Source organism: Wolbachia endosymbiont (group A) of Crataerina pallida (assembly GCF_964028475.1).
Classification (GTDB): domain Bacteria; phylum Pseudomonadota; class Alphaproteobacteria; order Rickettsiales; family Anaplasmataceae; genus Wolbachia; species Wolbachia pipientis.
Window position 1 is genome coordinate 834,979 of the sequence record NZ_OZ034785.1, and the last position, 23,090, is coordinate 858,068.

A 23,090-nucleotide genomic window follows, 5' to 3' on the forward strand; every position below is an offset into this window, starting at 1 on the left:
TTTATGTTGATAATTTTAAAGGAAAATATAAGGACTTTAGGTAAGCTTGGTGAAGTTGTCAAAGTTAAACCAGGTTATGCACGTAATTTTCTTTTTCCACAAAGAAAAGCGGTGAAAGCTACCAAGGAAAATTTAACAAAGCTAGAGGAGCAACGTTTATTACTGGAAGAAGAGAATATAAAAAGATTAAATGTAGCAAAAGAGCTTGCTTTGTCACTGCATGATAAGTTTGTGGTATTAATAAAGCAAGCTTCAGAGGATGGTAAAATTTTTGGTTCTGTAACAACACGTGAAATTGCGAAAATTTTACTACAAGAAGGACATGTGATAGATCACCGTAGTTTATCTTTTGGTGGAGTAAGCATCAAAAACTTGGGTGAATACCAAGTAAACGTAGAATTACATAGTGAAGTAGTAGTACCAATTACTATATACGTCGTGAAATCCGAAACAGATGCAAATGAGCTAAGGCAAGTAAAATTGCAAAATCAGAAGTCTGAGCAACAAGAGGCAGAGCAAGATGCGAATAAAGAAGCTACTGATGGTGATGATAGCTGATCAAAGATGATCCCTTGTTATAGTCGTAAAGAAATGTCTGCCATGGCTAAGCTGGTGTCATCCCAGTGCTTCCCTCATGTCATCCCAGTGCGTGACACTGGGATCCAGTTTATTTCATCATGGACATTATTTTATGCTTCTAGAATCCGTTGTCCATTGAATAATTTGCAAATACTTTTATATCTGGATTCCAGTGTCACGCACTGGAATGACACCATTATTGGAATAAATCAAAAATGATTCCCCGCTATAGCAGAAAAGAAATGTCTTCCATTTGGGAGGAAAATAATAAATTTAATATATGGCTTAAAATAGAAAAATTAGCGTGTGAAGCTCAAGCAAAGTTAGGAGTGATTCCGAATAATATTGCTGAGAACCTCTCTGGTGCTATTGAATTTGATGTTGAATGTATCAACGAAATTGAATCCATTGTAAAACATGATGTTATAGCTTTTCTGACATATATTGCTAAAAAAGCGGGAGTTGATGTTCGTTATCTTCATTATGGAATGACAAGTTCTGATGTTTTGGATACATGCCTTGCGGTGCAACTGAAAGAGTCCTGTGATATTTTGCTCGAGAATCTAAAAAATTTACTTGCAGCATTGAAAAAAAAAGCTGAGGACTATAAAGATATTGTTTGTGTTGGACGCAGTCACGGAATGCATGCAGAACCAACAACTCTTGGAATAAAATTTGCCAGATTTTATGCTGAATTTAAACGCAATTATCAGAGATTAATTAGCGCGCAAAAAGAGATCTCAATTTGTAAAATATCAGGTGCAGTAGGCAATTTTGCAAATGTTGATCCGTTTGTTGAAGAATATGTAGCGAAAGAAATGGGACTCATACCTGAAACCATATCATCTCAAATCATTCCTCGTGATAGACATGCCATGTTCTTTTCAGTTTTGGGAGTAATTGCAAGTTCAATAGAAAATGTTGCTGTTGAAATTCGTCATTTGCAAAGAACTGAAATCGGCGAAATTTCTGAGCATTTTTCCACTGGGCAGAAGGGAAGCTCTGCTATGCCACACAAATGTAATCCTATTTTAAGTGAAAATCTGACTGGACTCTCACGTTTAATACGCAGTTATGTTTTTCCTGCGTTAGAAAATGTTGCATTGTGGCACGAACGTGATATATCACACTCGTCTGTGGAAAGATGCATTGCTCCTGATGCTTGTATAACAATGGATTTTGCTTTAGTGCGATTAACAGATTTGATAGATAAATTGGTGATCAATAAGGAAAACATTGAAAAGAACTTAAATTCTTCAAAAGGTTTAGTTTTCTCACAGCGTGTATTGCTTGAGTTAGTAAATAGTGGTTTGGCGAGGGAAGAGGCGTATAAAATTGTTCAGAGCAATGCAATGAAAGTGAAACAAAACAACAGTGATTTTCTGGCCGAATTGAAACAAGATAAACCCTTACTTAAGGTTATTAACTCGGAAAAACTTGAATCTTTGTTTGATTTGAAGTATTATACGAAACATATAGATCGTGTGTATAATAAGGTTTTTAATTAGGCTGAGTAGCTCAGTTGGTAGAGCAGGAGGATCATAATCTCTTGGTCGGGGGTTCAAGTCCCTCCTCAGCCACTCGAACTAAACTATGTTTAGCAAAGCAGTGCTATTGGTGAAACCCAGTGTCAGTTACTTGGAATGAGTTGTATATCCACTCAGGTGAGGAGACAATGGATAAGAGATTGTGAAAAGGGTTTAGCTTTTGGCCTATGATCTCTTTAAATGACAGAATTTCACTACAAAACTTAACTTTCTTCTATGCAGTTAGCTAAGTCAAGAAAGGTGAATCTATCTCTTGTTGTAAACGCAAGATCGACCACTTTACAATATTGTTCTTTATTCCAACTGAGGTGCTCTGGTAAGTGTGGAATTGATAGATCTTCAAATATTTTTTGCAGGTGTTTTGCAGGTAGTAAATTTTGCTTAATTAAACTGGAAATATTATGCCATTCTTTACAAATAATCTCTTGGATTTTTTGCTGCATAATTTGCTTCTGTTCAAAAGTTCTTACAAATTCGATATTATCAAAGTACTGAGTTATATGTTTTACATCTAAAGTGGTCGGTTTGATAATCGGGTTTTGTATTGATAATATCTTTTCCTGTAAATTAGCCATAGTAATCGTTGTGACAGCAATTTTTTCACCATGTAGTGAGGAATAATCTTTTGTTACCATTTCCATTGCGTGAGCTATCATATGCTCTCCTTGGCTTGCAGAATAGCTGCCTTTTGACATCACCATTCCAAGTCCTGAAATTAGTAGAACTTCCATAAGTAATAGGACCTCTTTTCCACTTCTTTTAGTAAGCGCCGTATATTCTCTTAGCAAAATTTGCTCCAAATCGTGAACAAGTGTAAAAGGTAATTCATTGTATTCTGTGCTAAGCAACAAATGAGATAGTAGCCAGTCAGCCTGAACTGTTGAACGACAAATGAAATCTGCAAATCCGCTTAATGTGAGGCGCAGTGGCGCATTGGCAAGTATGTCTATATCTATATATATTGCTCTTGGAAGATGTGCTTTGAACGATTTTTTATATCCATTTACTAATATTGAAGCATTTGCGGATGTATATCCATTCATAGAAGCGGCTGTTGGAAAGGATATATAATCTTTTTTCTCGAGGTAGCTTGCATATTTGCAGATATCGTTAACGGTGCCGCTACCAAATGCAACTATTAAGTCACTGTCTTTTACTTTGTTTCTCACTAGATTTACGGTTTCAAGAGAGGCAGCTCTGCTTGGTGTCATTTCTCTACTTGATGTCATCCCAGCGCGTGACACTGGAATGGCAGGTGGGGTTGGAATAATTAAATGAGAAATTTTATTAAATACGTTTTTGTTTAAAAGTTTTGCTGTATTTTCATCTGCAACTAGAAAGATGTCATTTCCGTGTTGTGTGCATATTTCATAGATATCATCAGCAAGGTGGTAATCTGTTATTACTTCCCTTAGAAAAGTTTGTTCGGTTTGATGTAATATTTGTTTTAAATAGTGCATAGAGTGTTTACAATATAGCAGTATAAGTATTTTAAGATTGACATGAAAATTGACCCTGTAGAGCTAACTAGGAAATTGATCTCTTTTGAGAGTATAACACCAGAAGACAGCGGGGCAATAGAGTATATAGCAACAATCTTCAAGAAGAGCGGCTTTGATTGTGAGATTTTAGAATTTGGTGATAAAGTTAAAAATCTTTATGCGAAATATATAAATGGAGTACCAAATTTGTGCTTTGCTGGGCACGTTGATGTTGTACCACCGGGTCAGTTAAAAGATTGGGCATTTGGTCCATTTAAACCAGAAGTGAGGGATGGAATGCTATATGGAAGAGGGGCCGCTGATATGAAAAGCGGAGTAGCTGCATTTATTGCTGCTATGGTAAATTTGATTGCAGAGAAGTTTCAGTTCAATGGTTCAATAAGTGCATTGATTACCAGTGCTGAAGAAAGCATGGAAGAATATGGAACAAAGGCAGTTTTGGAATGGATGAAAAATAAGCAGAAAAAGATAGATTTTTGTGTGGTTGGCGAACCAACCAGTAGTGAGAAATTAGGTGATACCATAAAAATAGGCAGAAGAGGTTCTGTAACATTTGAATTAATTTGCCATGGAAAACAAGGGCACGTTGCCTACCCAGACCTAGCAGACAATCCAATATATAAGGTAATATCGATATTGAGTAAGGTAAAAAATACTACTTTTGATCATGGTAATAAATATTTTCAGCCTTCACATTGCGAAGTTACTACTATCGATGTTGGAAATAATGCTAGCAATCTAATACCTGGCTCAGCAACTACACGTTTTAACATTCGATATAACAATGAACAAACACCGGGTGGCTTATATAAGCTGATTGATGAAATATGCTCCAGTGTAACTAACGATTATAAACTTTCTATGCATAGCAGCAGGGACGTTTTCCTCTCTACTCCCGATAGAAATACTGATATTATGCTTGATGCAATAAGTAAGGTTACCAACATTGATGCTATACTTAGCACAAGTGGTGGCACATCTGACGCTGCGTTTATCAAAGATGTTTGTCCAGTGATTGAATTTGGTATAATCAACAAAACTGCACATCAGATAAACGAATGCGTATCAGTAAACGATATACACAAGTTAACAGCTATATATAAGGAATTTATAGAAAATTATTTCAATCCCACTAATAAAATATTGAATCAGGTCAACGTAGTTAGTAATATATCTAGTGGTCCATTGTTAGCTTAGATGTAATCAGATCTCTTGCATAACTGTTGTTTGAATAATAACTTGTATCATTCCAGCAAAATGTGTCAAGTAAGTTTTTTCGTTTCTATAGCTACTTGGATGACAAAAAAAGAAATACTAGACTTTATACCTTTTGCACTCAAATTCACATAAATCATGAATTATGCACGTTTCACACGAAGGTTTCTGTGCTTTGCAAACATATCTACCATGCAAAACTAGCCAATGATGAGCATAAAGCAGGTATTTTTTGGGAACCACATTTAAAAGAGATTGTTCTGTTTTAAACACATCTTTTTCTTTCACAAGCCCGATTCTATTGCTCACTCTAAAAACGTGAGTATCAACTGCCAATGTTGGAATGCCAAGCCCCGAATTTAAGAACACATTAGCGCTCTTTCTTCCCACTCCCGGCAAAGACACCAAATCATCGAAATCAGTAGGCACTTTGCTATTGTACCTCTCAATCAATATTTTGCTGAGCCCGATTATGTTTTTTGCTTTGGAATTATATAAACCAATACTGCTTATGCATTTTCTTAGCTCACTCTGCCCAAAACTCAGCATTTTTTCTGGCGTATCAGTGATACTAAATAGCTCCTTTGTAATTTTATTAACGCTTATATCAGTTGTTCGCGCTGATAGAACTATCGCAACTAATAACGTAAAATCATTGGTATAATTCAGCTCTATTTTTGGTGCAGGATTTGATTGCTTGAATTTTTCAAATATCAGTTCTACTTTTTTTGAGTCCATGCATAGAGCTAAAAGCTTATACTACACTGGTTGCTGTGCAAATTCAATTCCTTTAGGCTTAGATAGTCCTTCAGCATTAACATCAGACATATCAGTTTTTACCTCATCAAAATTCCTCTCAGCAAATTCGCTTGCCACTTCCGCAAAACACTTTTTAATAAGAGGCATAACAATTGGCATTAACAGTTTTCGTGGATCATACCATCCTAACAGGTCAGTTTCCTTTTGTACCCTATCTCTTGGATCCTCTTCTAGTAAATCTTTTGTGTGCTTTTCAGCATATATTTCACAGCCTTTTGAGAAAACAGGAGCTAACATTTTAATTAATACTGCCAATAACAATAGTGAACCAAGTATGGTTCCACCAACAGTTAATCTATTAGCAATGAAATTTGTTGTAAGTAGATAAACAGAAAAAGCAGCTAAAGGATAGTTGATAAGAAGCTTACTGCCTAGCGCGATATAGTTCATTTTACTTATGAATTCATCAGTGGAAATTTCTGAATTTTTATACTTTTCCATATAATAATTCACTAATAAACCAAAGGCTCTACTAATAGCGATGTTAAATGCTATGATCCCCCATGAAAAATAGCAACCTATAGTAACTGTAGTTAACAGGCCTAAGGGTAGAATACTAAGAGTCCGAATAAATAGTAAGGCATTTTTACGTTCTATAAATCTTAACGCTAATTCTTTTTTATCCTCATCTACTAGGTTCTTTTTTTCCTTTAGAGGAGAAATATAAAGAAATAGCCGTATACTAGGTTTTGATAAGCGTTTATTAAGCTCGCCAGGGTCTGACGGCCTAAAAAAACTGCCATAAATATCTCCTGAAAAACAGTATTCCACATCCTCTTCAAACGCACTATCATTCTTTTTTAATATAGAAGTCAATTCATCAAAATCTTTACCTATAGCTTCTTCACCAATCCCTAGTGTATCGAACAGCTTCTTTCTATAATGAAATTCACGTGCTGTTAAACGTCCATTACTTTCAGCACCAACACTGACTTTAACACAAGGATTTCCTGACTCTAAAGGTTCAATGTACTTTTTTAGCTCTTGATAAGCTTTATAAATCTGATCAAATCTATTTTTGTCTCCACCTTTGTCAGGATGGTTTACAAGTATCAATTTATTATATTGTTTTTTCAGAAACTTGCTAAGAGCTTGATAATCCTTACCTACAATTTGTTCAGCTTTTATCTCTAGTACGTTAAACAGATCATTATTATCATAAAACTCCTGACCAGTTAACTTAAAATGTTGACTCATTACTACACCTCACATAAATACACGATACTATTAGTATAATATATTTAATGTTTCACACAAGCATAAAAATATCAAGCAACCACTAAGAGAAGAAACCCTCTTTCCCATCATACAAATACAACTTATCCATTCTCACCACATCAAAATTATGTTCCTCAAATTTGATTAGCAAGTTATTCACATCACTATTTGTAATTTCATTATTTGCAATGAACCTGCAGGTTATTTGGTCACTTGAAGACTTTGAACTTCCTGGCCAAATCGCAAGGCCTTTTGAATATATTGCTATAATCTGCGGATTACTTGTTTCAAACAACTTCACTATTTGGTCAAAGTCAGCCGGCTTACTCCAGGCAAGCGTTATATCGCTACCCACTAGTTTTTTAATCTTATAATCCTGTTCATAATTATCCTGTATTTTATCCACTTTACTATTTGGATCACTGCCAATTATAAGCTCAGATAATGTTTTCGGTTTTTTTCCTAGATTGTCTATAACAGCTTCTGCAAATTCTTTTGTACCAACTTTCTGTTTACTTCTTTTCTCCTTATATAAATCGGCAGTGTGTATTCCATCCTCCAAAGTCTTGAGCCATGCATCGTAGATTAGTTTTGCAGTACCCACTTGACCTATGTAAATTAGCATATGCACTGCAGCATTTAAAAGACCAGAAGGATTGGCTATGTTTTTTCCTGCAATATCAGGGGCAGAACCGTGCACTGCTTCAAACATTGCGTATTCATTCCCGATGTTGCTACTTCCGGCAAGCCCCACAGATCCAGAGGTTTGTGCGACTATATCTGATAATATGTCGCCATATAAGTTCTCGGTTACTATAACATCAAAATTCTCCGGTTCTGTTGCAACACGCGCCATTCCAATATCAACTATATAATGTTCTGCCTTTATATCTGGGTATTCCTTTGCAATGCGATCAAACGCGGCATGGAAAGTTCCGTCAGTCATTTTCATGATGTTATCTTTAGTCAGGCAAGTTACTTTTTTTCTGTTGTGTTTTTTTGCATATTCAAAAGCGTACCTGCATATCTTCTCTGAGCCAGATCTAGTAATAATTTTAGTGCATTGGTAAGAGTCACCAGTGAGCCTATGCTCTATTCCGGTGTAAACGTCCTCTTCATTTTCACGTATCACTACGATATCAAACTTATCGAATTTATTTTCTATAACAGGATGATATGAAATGCATGGTCTGATATTTGCATACAACCCTAGATTTTTTCTGAGTGCAACGTTTAAGCTTTTGTGCCCTTTACCTTGAGGAGTTGTTGTCGGAGATTTTAATAATATTTTTGTCCTTTCAATTGATTCCCAACCACTTGGAGAAATTCCGTGAGACCATTCTTTACTGTAAACACGCTCCCCTATTTCAATAATATCTATTGAGATTTCCGCTTCTGCTTCGCGCAATATCGACAGCACCGCTTCCATGATTTCTGGTCCGATACCGTCGCCATATGCAACTGTGATTAGTGTTGACATAACTTCCCTAGTTATAAATGATTTAATATTAATTTAAATAATAGAGTGGCACAAGTAGCTAATATTACCCAAGTTAGTATATTTACGGTTATTTAATAACGTATTTTTATATCATATGATGATATTATGAAATATAGGTGGGGTTATGAATACTGAAATAAATGTTAAAGTAAATTATGTAGGATTTACAAGGCGTATTGTAGCAGAAATACTTGACCTCATCATATTTTCCCCTCATTTTATCTTCGGTTTTATCTATGGTGTATTCATCGTATCATTACAAGATCAAGATAAAGACTCTTTTCAGGAACTTGCACAACTAGCAACAGAAATACCATTTATAGTTTCTACAGTGGTCGCAACATTAGTACTAACAATATCCAAAATATTAATGGTAACAAAACTTGGTGGTACCCCAGGAAAACTATTGTGTGGTATGCATATTAAAGATGCTAATACATTTACAAATGTTACCCTTATGCAAGCAACAATAAGATGTATTTCTAAGGGAAGCATCTGGATTATTTTTCGCTTTTTGCTTCATCTGCATTATCATGGTTATACTTTTCTATATCTTTTAATTGTGCTAATTTTATTTTTGTTTGCAGTATTTGATCAACGCAAACAGACTTTTTACGATAAAATTGCAAAAACAGTAGTGATAGACTATAAATCTAGTTGATATTTTTCTTTATAGGTAGTACATGGATAAAAAAGTAAACTACTCAACGATGACAAGACGTACTCTAGCATTTATAGTTGATTGTATTTTATTTATCGCAATACCATTTGGTTTAATGGCGGTGGGTTTCTCACTTACACACGCAATACAAGGGATCATGGGTGCAATAATTGTAATCACCACGATTGTATTTTCTTTATTTTTAATGATACCATGTATATTTCATATATTCATGCTAGTAAAATTTGGCGGCACTCCAGGACACTTGTTATTTAGCATGCGTGTAAAAGACAAAGATACATTTGAGTCAATCACTACAATGCAAGCAATGAAAAGGACTATAGCTCTTTTTATAATTTATTGCATATCACTTTGTAATCCCATTTTATTCTTAGCTATACTAATCTTAGTTTTAGTATGTGCAGTAGGTGATGAACATAAACAAGCTTTTCACGACAAAATTGCAAACACGGTAGTGATAGATTATAAACCTAGTTGATATTTTCCTTTAGCTGTCTGCCACCAAGGGTGTCATTCCAGTGTCACGCGCTAACTTAAGGTAAATTGCCAACTTAACTATAAATATATTTTGGTAAATCCAAATTATTTTAGCTATAAGAGCGTTTTACTTTTTGCTCAGCATATCCATCATAACTGGCTTACTTTTAGTGATTCATGGAGTTAAAAAAGTCAGCATTGCTCTTTGTTAAAAGTAGTTTGTCACGTAAAAATTCCATTGCTTCAACGGGTCCCATAGGATTGAGTATCCTACGCACCACCCATATTTTATTTAGTATAGCCTTATCAACTAATAGCTCTTCCTTCCTTGTTCCGGATTTTGTAATATCAATAGCTGGAAATATACGTTTATCAGAAAGTTTTCTATCAAGTATGATCTCAGCATTTCCTGTACCTTTAAACTCTTCAAAAATAACTTCATCCATTTTTGAACCAGTCTCTATAAGAGCTGTGGCGATTATAGTTAAAGAACCCCCATTCTCAATATTACGAGCTGCTCCAAAAAAGCGTTTTGGTCTCTGCAGTGCGTTTGAATCTACACCACCAGTTAGAACTTTCCCAGACGAAGGAATAACCGCATTATAAGCACGTGCAAGTCTAGTAATATTGTCAAGTAGAATTACCACATCTTTTTTATGCTCAACCATTCTTTTAGCTTTTTCTATTACTATTTCAGCAAGCTGTACGTGACGGTAAGCAGGCTCATCGAATGTAGAACTTACTACCTCACCTTTTACAGAACGTATCATATCTGTTACTTCTTCAGGTCTTTCATCTATAAGTAACACTATTAATTCTACTTCAGGGTGATTTATAGCTATAGAGTTAGCCATTTGCTGAAGCAATACAGTTTTTCCTGTGCGAGGTGGAGCAACTACTAACGCTCTTTGCCCTTTTCCAAGAGGAGCTACTATATCTATAGCACGCATGCTTAAGCCTTTTTTATCATCACCATTATTACACTCAAGTACTATGCTTTCCTCAGGATAAAGAGGAAGCAAATTATCAAAATGGACGTACTTTCTTAATTCACTTACTTCAGTAGAGTTTATACTTTGAACCTTAGTTAAAGTAAAATATCTCTCTTTATCACCAGGTGGCCTTATTTCTCCATATGCCATATCTCCTGTACGTAAATTAAACTTCTTTATTTGCCCGTTAGAAATATAAACATCATCGGTACTTGGGGCATAATTTGCACTTGCTGAACGTAAGAAACCAAAACCATCAGGCAATATTTCCACTATTCCACTCCCTGTGGTTATGCCTCCTTCTTCACTCATTTTTTTCATTAAGCTGAATATTATTTCCTGCTTTAGCATTCTACCATTGCTTTTACCGTTAGTTGAAATTTTTCTTTCTTCAGCTAACTCTAACAATTCTTCTGCTGTTTTCTCTTTTAATTCGCTCAGATCTAATGTTTTTCTGTTTTTCTCAGTACCTTCATTGACCATCTGTTTTACTGTATCGTTATTGTAAATTTGCTCACTTTTTTCAGGTTGAGCTGTAACCTTTCCTTTTGCCAAAACATCTTCATTGATTGTTGTCATAATCCTCCAAAAATTTTAATTGATGCTTACTAACCTAAAATGTGACTATAAGATAATAAATTAGGCTGAGTTAGTTTCAGTGCGTATTAAGCTTAATTATCATTAAACCCCGTACTTTACTTATATTATACTAATAAACACTAGCAAGTCAAGTTAATTTAATGTTAACAAAACACAAAAATTTGAGGATTTTCAATAGCTATTCTTTATATTTTTTTAACCTTTCTTGCTTCTCCTCTTCTACTTTTGCTTTTTCCACTTCTGCTTCTAAATTTTCTTGACTACATAAGCCGAGTAGTACAGGATCTTGGGGTTTTATATTTTGCATGTTATGATGAGATCCATCTCTTACCTGCTCAACTGTGTAATTTGTTGTACTAATTAATTTAGCTATAACGTTATTGTCCAAGATAGGAAATTTTTTTACTAAATAATAAATCGCATCAGGTTTATCTCTACGTCTTGCCGTAGAGGCAAAGCCAAGAATGCTACCAATCGCTTTACTCCTTTTTTTTATATTTTTTATAATCAAATTTGGTACACGATTTGGATTTTTTTTGCAATCATCGATTTCTTTTTCAGTAATTATTCCAGAAATAATAGGGTTATATTTTTCTACTTCTATTTCCTCATCAGCTATGTCTTGTACTTCTTCAAGGGCCAATCTGCAACATTGTGCTATTTGATTAAAAGTTAAACCAGTGTTGTCTACTAACCAAGCAGCTATTTGCACTAGAAACTGTTTATTTCTATCGTTATTGCCCTTAGAAGATTCCATTGACATCAAAAAAGCATCTCCCATTTAAAGTATCCCTTACTGTTATACAGAGCTAAAATATAAACTATTAAAACTAAAAAAGCATTAATTTTGTCATTCAATAACTTTTTGTTTGTCACTTCCCACCTCTTAAGTTAATTAAATGCGCTTACCTTTAAGCATATTTCAAACAAAATATTTCCCCTTCCTAAGGTATAGTATAACTCAGTTAAACATATGTTCCTATTTAAGATTAGAGAGTTAAATTTTAAGTTAATATATTGTAATATTATATATATTAGCTAATAAAGCAACAGGTTTACAAGCATTAAATTATCACTATTCTATAATTAATCATTAATTAACTGGGTTTAAAATGAATGTTAAAAATTTTTTCACTAAAGTAACCGTTGTCCTTTTAGCTTGCTTGTTAATCTTCATGGGAATTGGCAACCTTTTATCAGGTGATGATGAAAAAGAAGAGGTAGCTAGGGTTGGAAAAGAAGTTATAACGTCAGATGAGTATAAGTCGCTATATCAAAATTATGGAAAACAAATTTCTGGATCTGATGCGAGTAGAGAACAAGTAAAAAAGCTGAAATATGATTTGCTTAACGCACTTATAGAGCAAAAACTATTGTTTAACCTAACTAGTGAGCTGGGGTTGACAGTTGGAGAAGAATCTATAAAAAACCATATTAAAAACACCAAATACTTTCAAAATGATAAAGGTGAATTTGACAAAAATAAATTCTATGAAACGCTAAATGACCTGCATATGACAGAGAAAGAGTATATAGCAAAGCTAGAGAAAGTCCTGCCTGCAATGATGTTCATGACTTCATTATTTAAAGATAATTATCCAGTAACTTTTGGCGAGAAAATTGATGAGCAGATATACAAAAGTCGCTACCAAACTAGAGTAGTTGATATTGTTAAAATAACTGAAGATGCAGTTACAAACATTCCTGAACCAGATGATCAAGCCTTACTTGATTTGTACGAAAGAAATAAATCCCATTTTTATTATCCTGAGTATCGAACTGCGCAATATATTTCCCTAGGCCAAAAGTATTTTGAAGATCAAATCAAGATCTCAGATGAAGAAGTTGATGGTATAATAGAACAACAAGAACTTAAAAATCAAAGAGATATATTCAATGCAATATTTTCTACCAAAGAAGAAGCTGAGACAGCAAGAAGAGCATTTGAGGAGGGTAAAACAAGCTTTGAACAGATAGTAGAAGAGTTTGGCAAAGCAAAACTTGAGGAAACTAGAGTAAATAATATAACTAAGGATTTTTTACCAGAAGACGTGAGAGAGAAGGTATTTGCTCTTAAAGTAGGTGAAGTAAGTGAAGTTTTAGCAAGCAGTTTTGGTTGGCACATAGTAAAAGTGGAAAGTGCGCATCAAATCTCTGATGAAGACTTAGTTGATTTAAAAAAAGACATAAAGTCAGTTCTAACTAACCAAAAGTCTTTTGAAAGAGTCAATGATTTCATAAACCAAGTGAACTATAAGATATACAATGGTTCAGAAATTGAAGAAATATTGAGTGAATATAATTTAGAGGTTGTCCGGAAACTAGTAAATTCAAGCATATTCCCTCTTTAACATAACCCTACTCATAGCTAGGTATATGAAATTCTCAGTGGATGTTGTGAGTAAATCATACTCCTTCGATAGCCTTCTATTCCTATTAACCCAAGCAAAAGTCCTTTCTACAACCCATCTTCTTGGCTGTACTTTAAACCCTTGTTCTCTTGTTGGTAGTAGCTCAGGTGGCGTATCTTTGTGCACCCAAAATCTACATGGAGGCCTTTTAACAATTTCAATATCTATGTCATATTCTTCCTTTATGTGATTCTTTAAATTTCTTCCTTGGTATCCCATGTCAGCCCACATTTTTTTAACTTTAGTATATTTTGTTCTCATATTGTTTAATGCTATTTTAATACCATCTCTATCATTTTCGTTAGCAGCGCCTACGTAACAACCTAGTATAAAACCCTGAGTGTCTGTAATTATATGCCTTTTTCTACCCTTTACTTTTTTACTTCCATCATAGCCTTTGATCCCCCCTTTTCTGTAGTCTTTACAGATTGACTATCTACTATACAGGCACTCGGCTGCTCATTCCTTCCTATTTTTCTTCTACTATATTTTGTAATTTCATAATTCATTTTCTCAAAAATTCCCTGCTTCTTCCATTGCCTGAACTGCTCATACACAGTCTTCCATAGCGGAAAATCATTTGGTAAATACCGCCATTGACACCCTGTACGCAATACATAGAAAATTGCTTCTAATATTTCTCTTTTGCTATACTTTGGCGGCCTTCCTCCTTTCTTGTATGATACTCTGAAGTGTTTTTCTATTCTTGCCCATTCCCTTTCGCTTAGATCTGTTGGATACTTTTTTCTCATCTTTACCCCGTACTAAAATTTCAGATATTATAGCCTTTTACTTGTTTCCGGACAACCTCTTATAGCTCTTTCCACAGAAGTCCGGATATGATAAGATTAAGGATAGATGGCGATAAGGAGGTTGGATGCCGGCAGCATATAGTTATGATTTAAGAAAAAAAGCAATGGAAGCACTAGACGAAGGGGAAAGCAGAGAAGCAGTGGCAGCAAGATTTAAAATTGGACGAACTACTTTGTGGGAGTGGCAGCAAAGAAAAAAAGAAACAGGCGACTTTCAGTCAAAAAAACTCGGTAATGGAGGTTACAATCAGAAAATTATCGACTGGAATAAGTTTATCGAATTTGCTAAAAAACACGGTAGAAAAACTCTGTCGGAAATGGCTAAACTTTGGGGCAACGTTAGTATCCAAACGATCCACCGAGCTCTCAGAAAAATTGGATTTACGCGCAAAAAAAGACATATGGATACAAGGAAAGGAACGAAGAAAAACGTGCTGAATTCTTAAAAATTATAGCAACAAAAGAACCAGAAAACTTAGTGTATATAGATGAGTCTGGGATTGATAACACGGAGGACTATCCATATGGGTATTGCCAGAAAGGACAGCGATTTTATGCCCTAAAATCTGGAAAAAAAACTCAACGAATCAGCATGGTTGCAGCCTTAAGTAGAAGAAAGATAGTTGCTCCATTAACATTTGAAGGCCACTGTAATATGGATATTTTTAATGGATGGTTTGAGCAATTTTTGGCACCGATCTTAGAACCTGGACAAACTGTCATTCTTGATAATGCTACTTTTCATAAGTCTGATAAGCTTATCAAGCTCGCTAAAGGAGTCGGTGCAGAAATTTTGTATCTGCCGCCTTATTCTCCAGATTTTAACAAAATTGAGCATCATTGGTTTGCTATAAAAAACAGAGCCAGGAAAAACATTCCTCTATTCGAATCCTTTCGTCGTGCTGTTGATTCTGCCTTCCTATGACCTATTCGGACTATTATGAGAAATGCTATACCTATACAAACTATTGGTCCAGTAGATGCGAGTGGAAAAGATCAAAGCGGTAATAACGTAGGAGATTCTGGTGATTTGATTTCTTTCATTTTTTCGCGAGAAAAGGATCAGAAAGGTTATTTTAAGGGCGTTGGGGACGCCGTTGTTAGTGTAAAAATCGTCGATATCTTTCCACCCAAATTGCAAAGTTTTGAAGAAGGCAAGGCATTAGCGGTAGAGCTTTGGCGTAGTGAGTTTATAAAAGAAAGAATGTTTAAATTCGGGCAAGAGGTTGCAGTTCAACTAAGAGAAAAAACAGATTTGGAAGAAATTCAAGGTGTGGAATTAGTTAAAGGTCAGCAGATGCACCGCAATAAAGTGGATCAACAAAACTACCCCTTTTCTTTTGTAGAAGAGATTTTCAATATGAAAACAACTGGTTCAGTGACAGATCCTATTCAATACAATAATGAAATTATAATAGGTGTTCTAAAAGAAATGCATTCATCAAATGGCAAATTAAACACGCTTGACACCGGAAAACGTGTGATGATATCGCTAAAAGAGCAATTAATTAGCTATCTGGAATCAAAGTATAAAGTCGAAGTTAATCACGCTATACTTGATGATATATAATCAAAAATCTTATAAGCTGCTTCAAACGCATCCAGTGCCCAGACACACAACTGTACGAACATTGCGATTTGAGAGCAATCTTCACTAGAAAGGATGTCATCCCAGTGCCCAGACACTGGGATCCAGGAATTTTATTAAGTTGGTAAGCATAAAAGTAGCCGTTTTATGTTAAAATACAACGTTTTAATGATTAAAAAAAGGCTGGATTCCAGTGTCAAGCACTGGAATGACACCATTTGCTGTGCAATTTACCTTCAAAAATGAATGTTCGTATAGCTGTGCGCCCGGCACTGCCCTACATTATTGGTAATTATATTATAAGGTGCAAAAGCTGTATAATTCATTTGACTTAAAACGGCTCATTGTATAAAATTGTGGCTAATATATGAATAAAGGTTAACATGGCAGTTAAAATAAGGTTGGCGAGGTTTGGCGCAAAGAAACGCCCTTTTTATAGGATAGTTGTAGCTGATTCACGAGCACCAAGAGATGGGCGTTTTATTGAGAAAATAGGACAATATGATCCAATGTTACCAAAAGACAATAAAAATCGTGTTGTGGTGAAAGCTGATAGATTAAAACATTGGCTAAGTGTAGGCGCGCAGGCAACTGAAAGAGTACTGTGGTTTATCAAAAAAGGCATAGTAACTTTAGAAACAGAACCAAAGAAAACAGAAAAGAAGAAAGTAGAGAACGAGAAAGCACAAGGGCAAGAGGCATAAGTCTCTTAAAATGCTAAATACTGATTTAACAAACAGCGATAAATTAGACGATATTGTATCTTCTGATTTGTCAGCTATGAATGACTTTGTCTTCAAAAATGTCAATGATGAAGATGCTAAGCTTGCTACTGATATTATATCTCATCTTGTTAGGTCAGGTGGAAAAAAAATAAGGCCTAAACTAGTTTTTATTATATGTAAAATGCTAAACTATTCTGGGGAGAATAGGATCAACGTTGCTGCATCGGTAGAGTTTATACACAATGCTACTTTACTTCATGATGATGTGCTCGATGAAAGTGAGGCACGCCATGGAGTTAAAACAGCGAATAAGATTTGGGGAAATAAATCAAGCATTTTAGTTGGTGATCTATTGTTGACTCTAGCATTTAGATGGCTTATAGAGTGTGGAAATTTAAATATTCTCTCTATTTTATCTAAAGCATCGCATTTACTTGTGAAGGGTGAAATAAAGCAGATGACAGCACGCTTTGACCCCCACACAGTCAGGGAAAATTATTTTGATATCATTGGAGAAAAGACAGCATCTTTATTTTCTGCATGCTGTGAAGCTGCATCAACAGTATCTGGTGCAACAAATGACGAAACAGAGAGGCTAAAGAATTTTGGTTTTAATTTTGGTATGGCATTTCAAATAGTTGATGATATGCTCGATTATACTGCTAATCAAGGCACTTCTGGAAAGCAAGTCGGAAAAGACTTTTTCGAAGGTAAAGTCACCTTACCTGCTATTATAGCATACGAAAAGGGCAGTCCAGCAGAGCAAAAATTCTGGGAAAAATGCTTTTCTTCAGCTAGACACAATTTTGACCAAGCATTACACTATATTAATCACCATAATGCCATTCAGCTTTCTATGGAAAAAGCTAGACACTACATTAATATGGCACAAAATGATATTAGTACTTTTTCTGATTCTTTTTATAAAACTACTTTAATTAACTTTTTAAATGCGAGCATAGAAAGACGAATGTAGCTGGCGCTTGATATTTTCAGATTAATTGTTATATATTTATTAGATTTTTAAGGGTAATGATATGTCAGATAGCAGTAAGGAGAAAAAGAAGAAGTTTGCTGATATGGTAAGTAGGCAGAAAGGTGACGACCAACAAAGTGATAACCATAAGCAAACTGATGATTTAAATGAAGATCTCAATACATTAAAAGAACGTGCAGTTCAGCTTGAAGATCATTTACGCCGTGCTGTTGCAGATAATGAAAACGTCAAACGTATAATGCAAAAGCAAATTAGCGATGCAAGTGACTACGCAGTCACAAAACTTGCACGTGATATGATCGACTCGTGCGACAATTTAAAAAGAGTAATGGAAATTTTGAAAGACGGTGATCCTGTTCATGAGGGGATTAAAGTAGCTTATCAAAAAATTATAAATGATCTAAAAAAACATGGAATAGAGGAAGTAGATCCACTTGGTGAGCTTTTTGATAGTAATTTACACCAAGCTGTTGTGGAAAGAGAAGACAATGAAAAAAAGCCTGGCACCATTGTAGAAGTACTACAAACTGGTTATACTATCAAAAATAGGTTGCTCCGTCCTGCAATGGTTATTCTTTCTAAGAAATCTGCTGATTGTGGAAGCGATTAGCATGAGGTAAATGTATAATGACAAGTATTGTCTTTTCAGGTATCCAGCCAAGTGGCGTACTACATTTAGGTAATTATCTTGGTGCAATCAAACAGTGGATAGACTTACAGGATAAATACAAATCTCTTTTTTGTATTGTCGACCTACACGCAATCACAGCAAATAAGCTTCCCGCAAGTGAATTAAAAAGTAATATTTTCAAAACAGCAGCAGCTTATATTGCATGCGGAATAGATACAGAAAAGTCCATTATTTTTAGTCAGTCCACAGTTAGTGGTCATGCAGAACTGGGCTGGCTGCTTGGATGCTATACACCAATTGGTTGGCTTAATCGCATGACTCAATTTAAAGATAAAGCTGGCAGCGATAAACAAAAAGCCTCTCTTGGATTATATAGTTATCCAGTACTTATGGCTGCAGATATATTGTTGTATCAAACTAAATACGTTCCTGTTGGTGATGATCAAAAACAGCATTTGGAGCTTGCACGTGATATTGCATCAGCTTTTAACAATCATTATAAGCTGGATTATTTCATCGTACCTGAAATCTTAACTTTGGATTGCACATCAAGGATAATGAGCTTAAGGGATGGCACAAGCAAGATGAGTAAATCTGATCCTTCAGAACATTCGTGCATTAACCTTGATGATACGGATGACTTAATTGTCAAAAAAATAGAAAAAGCAAAAACAGATTCAATTCTAGGCTTTGCTACTTTAAAGTGCCGACCAGAAATAAGCAATTTGATAAACATTTATTCAGTGCTTAGTAATGTAAATGCAGAAAAAGTATGTGAAGAAGTGAACAAACATGACATGAAGCACTTCAAAAAAGAGTTAGCTGATTTAATTATCAGTGTTATATCACCCATACGTGAGAAAATGAATGATCTTTTAAAAGACCAATTCCATTTACATGAAATATTAAAAAAAGGCACAAAGAAAGCAGCAGAAATTGCAACCCATAATATAAAAGAAATCAAGGATATTATTGGATTTGCTCAATATCTGTAAGGTTCCAAAGTGTGATGGTGCGAACCGTCATACCGCCGCGGTATCTCAGCCGCTAACACGTAGCGGGATGACGGTTTTTCAAATTGTCGGTAAATCTAAGTCAGTTTAGCTATAGGCAGCAATTTTCTGTATTTATTTTAAGTTGAAGAAAGCTCAAATGAAAAATCGTGTTTTGCTAAAAATCACAGAATGCAGTCTGGTTACAAAATTCTCTAATGGTCTTAAATAAAACTTCCAGTGAATGATTGTCAGACATATTGTGCTCTGCTGATTTTATTAAGTGTACTTCAACATCGGTTGACTTAATTTTTTCAGCTAAATTCAATGAAGTTTGATAAGGAACATCTTTATCATTAATGCTATGCAGCAAGCGCACAGGACAGTTTATATCTATTGTCTTTTTGTTTAAAAGAAGGTTCTTTCTGCCATCTTCGATCAAATTTTTAGTTATTTTGTATGTACAATGCTCTGAAGTAAAATCTATTACACCTTTAGAATCTAGTTCTTCTTTTTGCTTGCCTGACAATTGCTTGAATATCAAATCTTCAGTAAAATCGGGAGCAGACGATATACCAATTAGTGCTGCAATTTTTTCTGGAAATTGAAGGGCAGTGAGCAACATCAGCCATCCTCCCATACTTGAACCTATAATTATTTGTTTATCGCTAGTTAATTCACTCATTACTTTAGCACAATTTTTTTGCCAATCACTTATCGTGTAATCAATAAAATTACCACTTGAATGACCGTGACCAAAATAATCAAATAGCACAAGTGCTACGTCATTTTCTTGGCAAAATTTGTAAATAGCAGTTGCTTTAGTTCCATCCATATTGGATGCAAATCCACCGAAAAAAACTACAGAAGCTTTCTTTCCTTGTAGCTTTCGATATGCTATGTGACCATTATTTCCATCAAACAATTTACAATAATCCATACTACTTTGGCAAAGCAACCGGGCTATCACTCAATTGATGCAAATAACTAACTAGATCTGCAATTTCTTGTGGATTGGAAATACCTGCAAATGCCATACGTGTACCTTTTATATAGGCTTTTGGGTTCTTTAAAAAGGCAAATAGCTCCTCATACCCCCATTTTCCACCTCTTTCAAGCACTGCTTTTGAGTAATTGAATGAGTTACCAAGATGGGCCTTTTTATTTCCAACTATGTTCCATAAGTTTGGTCCTACTTTATTCATTCCACCTTTCTCAAAACTATGGCAGGCTATACATTTTTTTGCTGCTGATTTACCTTTCTCAAAGCTAGCATTCTGCATGAGCGCTCCAATATCAAGCGCCACTTGCTCGATTTTTTGCTGGAACTCATTGCTGCCAGCAGCTACTATCGTTTGGTGTTCAATCTTATATTCTTCTGGACTGTAAAGCATATCAACTACATTACTAACTATCATAATGATTAGCCCAGAAAGTAAAATCGATGCTGCAATCTTATTAAGCTCCATAGTTAATTTTTATTAAGTAATGTTACTTAAATTATGCGAATATTTTCGCAAATAGCAACCAATTACCTTGAAGCTCGCTAAAGATGAGAGTCTCTATAGCTGACCCAAGAAAGGTTTTCCTACGTCCATACCGCCGCGAACCGTCATACCGCGATTCATTCGCGGTATCTCAGCCGCTAACAAGAGATCCCGCTAACAAGTAGCGGGATGACGAGGTTCACTGCCATTAAGTTAAGGAAAGAATGGTTAAAAACTGAACTAAAAAGTCAGAAATAATTAAGGATTTATGACAAATACTGAAACAGAATAGAGTAAACTTTAAAGCAGATAAACTCTGAAGTGTAAATTACTTAAGAAATAGTTTGTTTAGAAGTCATTTTACAGGAGCTATGGCAATAAGCTACCCAGTTATTATCAGAAGATATGAATACTACCTCTAGTCAAAATATGTGTTTTCTAACCCTTTTTTGGTAATTGAACGAACGAAGATAAGGTACCTTATGACGATCAACTTTCCTTCCCTTTCTTACCGCCAAAGTGTTCATCAAAAATAGCTTTGATAATTGATCCATAATGCAGTCAGTATCTGATTCCGTAGCAAAAATGTCGAAAGCCAAGTTTTTGATCGCGTTAAATGAGACAGATTTGTTAATGCTCCTCTTAAGCTTATCATCGGTTAAGTCCATATTCAACGCTTCTTCTACATCTTCTGTCATAACACTTTCTAGGTTGCTAATAAAGATAGCTGACCAAAAATCCTGTTTAACAGACTCAACACTTTTTCCTGTAAAATTTTCTAGACTTAGTCTTCCTTTGAGTTTTGCAAAAAATGTCTCAACTCCCCAGCGTAAAAAATATAACTCCTTAAATCCTCCAGTTTGAAACTTTTGTTCATCCATTAATGATGTAGCTAACACTTCAATTTCACCAGATGGCAGTACCACTTTGAAGCGTTATTCCACTATTTTCTTGTTTTATCTTACGCTGAGCACATATGGTAACCTCAACACTAGATGGGCTTTTTTCTTCAAACATAGCATTCACTTCATTAAAAGATGATCTGGGACATCGAATGACATAAGCAATTTTTCTTTTTGTAAGGCTAGAAAGAAATTTATAAGATAAATATACAAATCAGTAAGTCATTAGTATTTACAACTTTAAGCATTTCATCTGCTAAGTTAATTTCATGAGTGTTACCTCTATCTAACACTGACCTTATGGCAACATTATTTAGCACATCTTAACAAACCGCAAAGGTTGCACTTGCATAATCACCTAAATCTTTTGGTTTTTGGTTACGTATTTTTCTTGAGCCAAATTCATTTTTTATTTCAACGCTTGTTGGTAAAATGATTTTGGAGGCATCAAGAGCTAACACTCTAAAGCCAAAACAAGTTTTAAATTTTTGGTCTTGGTAGTACAAGGAAACCACACCTTCGTTAATTTCTGAAAATGCACTGTGTTTCATTTTTTTTCTTGCTTGACTAAAAGCACTAGCAGTAACGGTATAGTCTTTTTTCCTATATAAAATAAATTCGTTTAGTATTACTTGCAGCGACTTTACACTTTTTCTTAAAATTAAGATAAATATGTCAATAAAAGATAACTTCCTCTTTCTCATAAAATCTTTTGAAGATGATTTATGGGATTCTATAAATTCTAGACTTGCCAATTCATTTTGAATAAATTTTATTACTGCCTTTTTTACTCATACTACCTTTAAACTTATTGGTATACATCATTATCCCATAAAATCTATCTTTTTTCCTTAACTTAATGGCAGTGAGACGAGGTTATCGTCATGCCGCCACGAACCGTCATACCGCGATTCATTCGCGGTATCTCTTAGCCGCTAACAAGTAGCTGGATGACGATTGTCAGGGTGTAATCCCAGTGTCCCTATGATGTCATCCCAGTGCCCAGACACTGGGATCCAGGAAAGTTTGCTTGTAAGCAAGCAAACTAGCACAGAAAGTGGTTACAACATTTTCGATGAGATTATATGGAAAACTGGATCCCAGTGTCAAGCACTGGGATGACAAAAAAAGGAGCACTGGAATGGCACCATTTGTTATGTTTAACAAAGTTCGTACTTAGCTTCATGTTAGCCATAAATATTTAAGAAATTTACCAAATGGAAAAAAAGGCAAAAGAAGCCCCATGGTTAACTAGTTCTGACACTGGTTTCCATCCAAGACGGCAGTAGCCCCTTCGGTGTCATTCCAGTGTCAAGCACTGGAATGACAAAGGAGAGCAGTGTCAGCTACTTGGATGACACCTTTTTTCTACTTAGTGTGGGTTATACAAGAAGTCTATTGTATGGCTATTGC

At 35.1% G+C, this 23,090-nt stretch carries 20 protein-coding genes, 1 tRNA gene and 3 pseudogenes; 14 read left to right on the forward strand and 10 right to left on the reverse strand.

Annotated features, from left to right (window positions below; all coding sequences use genetic code 11):
• Window positions 1-3 precede the first annotated feature (3 nt).
• The 3 genes from rplI to ABWU55_RS04080 all read left to right on the forward strand — a co-directional run bounded on the left by rplI (window position 4) and on the right by ABWU55_RS04080 (window position 2,159).
• Window positions 4-558: a 50S ribosomal protein L9 gene (gene rplI, locus ABWU55_RS04070; RefSeq protein WP_006279792.1), complete on the forward strand. Its 555-nt coding sequence runs from the start codon at window positions 4-6 to the stop codon at window positions 556-558.
• Between the two features lie 236 nt (window positions 559-794).
• Window positions 795-2,087: an adenylosuccinate lyase gene (gene purB / locus ABWU55_RS04075; protein WP_010962833.1), complete on the forward strand. Its 1,293-nt coding sequence runs from the start codon at window positions 795-797 to the stop codon at window positions 2,085-2,087.
• A tRNA-Met gene (locus tag ABWU55_RS04080) sits at window positions 2,087-2,159 on the forward strand. The genes purB and ABWU55_RS04080 overlap by 1 nt, the downstream gene beginning before the upstream one ends.
• Before the next feature lie 170 nt (window positions 2,160-2,329).
• On the opposite strand, the gene ABWU55_RS04085 is transcribed toward ABWU55_RS04080, so the two are convergent.
• Window positions 2,330-3,586, reverse strand: coding sequence for an iron-containing alcohol dehydrogenase (locus ABWU55_RS04085; RefSeq protein ID WP_010082501.1), 1,257 nt, complete (start codon window positions 3,584-3,586; stop codon window positions 2,330-2,332).
• Window positions 3,587-3,628: 42 nt separating this feature from the next.
• On the opposite strand from ABWU55_RS04085, the gene dapE reads away from it, so the two are divergent.
• Window positions 3,629-4,825, forward strand: a complete 1,197-nt coding sequence (gene dapE, locus ABWU55_RS04090) for a succinyl-diaminopimelate desuccinylase (RefSeq protein ID WP_353286158.1) — start codon at window positions 3,629-3,631, stop codon at window positions 4,823-4,825.
• A gap of 117 nt (window positions 4,826-4,942) precedes the next feature.
• Here the strand turns inward: dapE and nth are convergent, their stop codons facing one another.
• The 3 genes from nth to icd form a co-directional block, all read right to left on the reverse strand.
• Window positions 4,943-5,581, reverse strand: a complete 639-nt coding sequence (gene nth / locus ABWU55_RS04095) for an endonuclease III (protein WP_209472633.1) — start codon at window positions 5,579-5,581, stop codon at window positions 4,943-4,945.
• A gap of 21 nt (window positions 5,582-5,602) precedes the next feature.
• Entirely contained in the window at window positions 5,603-6,859 is a 1,257-nt protein-coding gene (locus tag ABWU55_RS04100) for a molecular chaperone DnaJ (RefSeq protein WP_353286159.1), read from the reverse strand.
• A gap of 82 nt (window positions 6,860-6,941) precedes the next feature.
• Window positions 6,942-8,360, reverse strand: a complete 1,419-nt coding sequence (gene icd / locus ABWU55_RS04105) for an isocitrate dehydrogenase (protein ID WP_010082497.1) — start codon at window positions 8,358-8,360, stop codon at window positions 6,942-6,944.
• A gap of 145 nt (window positions 8,361-8,505) precedes the next feature.
• Between icd and ABWU55_RS04110 the strand changes: the two genes are divergently transcribed.
• Window positions 8,506-9,042: an RDD family protein gene (locus ABWU55_RS04110; RefSeq protein ID WP_006279799.1), complete on the forward strand. Its 537-nt coding sequence runs from the start codon at window positions 8,506-8,508 to the stop codon at window positions 9,040-9,042.
• Between the two features lie 22 nt (window positions 9,043-9,064).
• Window positions 9,065-9,541, forward strand: a complete 477-nt coding sequence (locus tag ABWU55_RS04115; RefSeq protein ID WP_006279800.1) for an RDD family protein — start codon at window positions 9,065-9,067, stop codon at window positions 9,539-9,541.
• A 166-nt stretch (window positions 9,542-9,707) separates the two neighbouring features.
• Here ABWU55_RS04115 and rho read toward each other — a convergent pair whose 3' ends face one another.
• Together rho and ABWU55_RS04125 are read right to left on the reverse strand one after the other, a co-directional pair.
• The gene (gene rho, locus ABWU55_RS04120; RefSeq protein WP_007549497.1) at window positions 9,708-11,111 is read right to left on the reverse strand and encodes a transcription termination factor Rho; all 1,404 of its coding nucleotides are present in this window, start codon (window positions 11,109-11,111) and stop codon (window positions 9,708-9,710) included.
• A gap of 199 nt (window positions 11,112-11,310) precedes the next feature.
• Entirely contained in the window at window positions 11,311-11,913 is a 603-nt protein-coding gene (locus ABWU55_RS04125; RefSeq protein WP_010082495.1) for a cell cycle transcriptional regulator TrcR, read from the reverse strand.
• A 331-nt stretch (window positions 11,914-12,244) separates the two neighbouring features.
• On the opposite strand from ABWU55_RS04125, the pseudogene ABWU55_RS04130 reads away from it, so the two are divergent.
• Window positions 12,245-13,444 (forward strand): annotated as a pseudogene (locus tag ABWU55_RS04130) (SurA N-terminal domain-containing protein); the annotation flags it as partial.
• A gap of 18 nt (window positions 13,445-13,462) precedes the next feature.
• Here ABWU55_RS04130 and ABWU55_RS04135 read toward each other — a convergent pair.
• A protein-coding gene (locus ABWU55_RS04135; protein WP_094189578.1) for an IS5-like element ISWpi1 family transposase occupies window positions 13,463-14,295 on the reverse strand; the annotation gives its coding sequence in 2 pieces (ribosomal slippage) (window positions 13,463-13,926 and window positions 13,926-14,295; 834 coding nt in all).
• A 125-nt stretch (window positions 14,296-14,420) separates the two neighbouring features.
• Between ABWU55_RS04135 and ABWU55_RS04140 the strand changes: the two genes are divergently transcribed.
• The 6 genes and pseudogenes from ABWU55_RS04140 (at window position 14,421) to trpS (ending at window position 19,291) form a co-directional block, all read left to right on the forward strand.
• A protein-coding gene (locus ABWU55_RS04140; RefSeq protein WP_156518142.1) for an IS630 family transposase occupies window positions 14,421-15,280 on the forward strand; the annotation gives its coding sequence in 2 pieces (ribosomal slippage) (window positions 14,421-14,745 and window positions 14,745-15,280; 861 coding nt in all).
• 27 nt (window positions 15,281-15,307) lie between these two features.
• Window positions 15,308-15,925: pseudogene (locus tag ABWU55_RS04145) on the forward strand (peptidylprolyl isomerase); the annotation flags it as partial.
• Window positions 15,926-16,326: 401 nt separating this feature from the next.
• On the forward strand, window positions 16,327-16,647 hold the full coding sequence (gene rpsP / locus ABWU55_RS04150) for a 30S ribosomal protein S16 (RefSeq protein WP_006279266.1): 321 nt from the start codon (window positions 16,327-16,329) through the stop codon (window positions 16,645-16,647).
• 10 nt (window positions 16,648-16,657) lie between these two features.
• On the forward strand, window positions 16,658-17,644 hold the full coding sequence (locus tag ABWU55_RS04155) for a polyprenyl synthetase family protein (protein ID WP_010962840.1): 987 nt from the start codon (window positions 16,658-16,660) through the stop codon (window positions 17,642-17,644).
• A 61-nt stretch (window positions 17,645-17,705) separates the two neighbouring features.
• Complete coding sequence (locus ABWU55_RS04160) at window positions 17,706-18,275, forward strand: nucleotide exchange factor GrpE (protein ID WP_012673267.1); 570 nt, start codon at window positions 17,706-17,708, stop codon at window positions 18,273-18,275.
• Window positions 18,276-18,292: 17 nt separating this feature from the next.
• Window positions 18,293-19,291 (forward strand): tryptophan--tRNA ligase, encoded by a 999-nt coding sequence (trpS, locus tag ABWU55_RS04165; protein WP_006280207.1) that lies wholly within the window; start codon window positions 18,293-18,295, stop codon window positions 19,289-19,291.
• Between the two features lie 175 nt (window positions 19,292-19,466).
• On the opposite strand, the gene ABWU55_RS04170 is transcribed toward trpS, so the two are convergent.
• From ABWU55_RS04170 to ABWU55_RS04180, 3 genes and pseudogenes are all read right to left on the reverse strand, one after another.
• A complete protein-coding gene (locus ABWU55_RS04170; RefSeq protein WP_012673268.1) occupies window positions 19,467-20,228 on the reverse strand; it encodes an alpha/beta hydrolase in 762 nt (253 codons plus the stop codon).
• 1 nt (window position 20,229) lies between these two features.
• Window positions 20,230-20,757, reverse strand: a complete 528-nt coding sequence (locus ABWU55_RS04175; protein ID WP_010082469.1) for a c-type cytochrome — start codon at window positions 20,755-20,757, stop codon at window positions 20,230-20,232.
• Window positions 20,758-21,197: 440 nt separating this feature from the next.
• Window positions 21,198-22,453: pseudogene (locus ABWU55_RS04180) on the reverse strand (IS4 family transposase).
• A gap of 211 nt (window positions 22,454-22,664) precedes the next feature.
• Here ABWU55_RS04180 and ABWU55_RS04185 point away from each other — a divergent pair.
• Entirely contained in the window at window positions 22,665-22,799 is a 135-nt protein-coding gene (locus ABWU55_RS04185) for a hypothetical protein (protein ID WP_010962846.1), read from the forward strand.
• Window positions 22,800-23,090 lie beyond the last annotated feature (291 nt).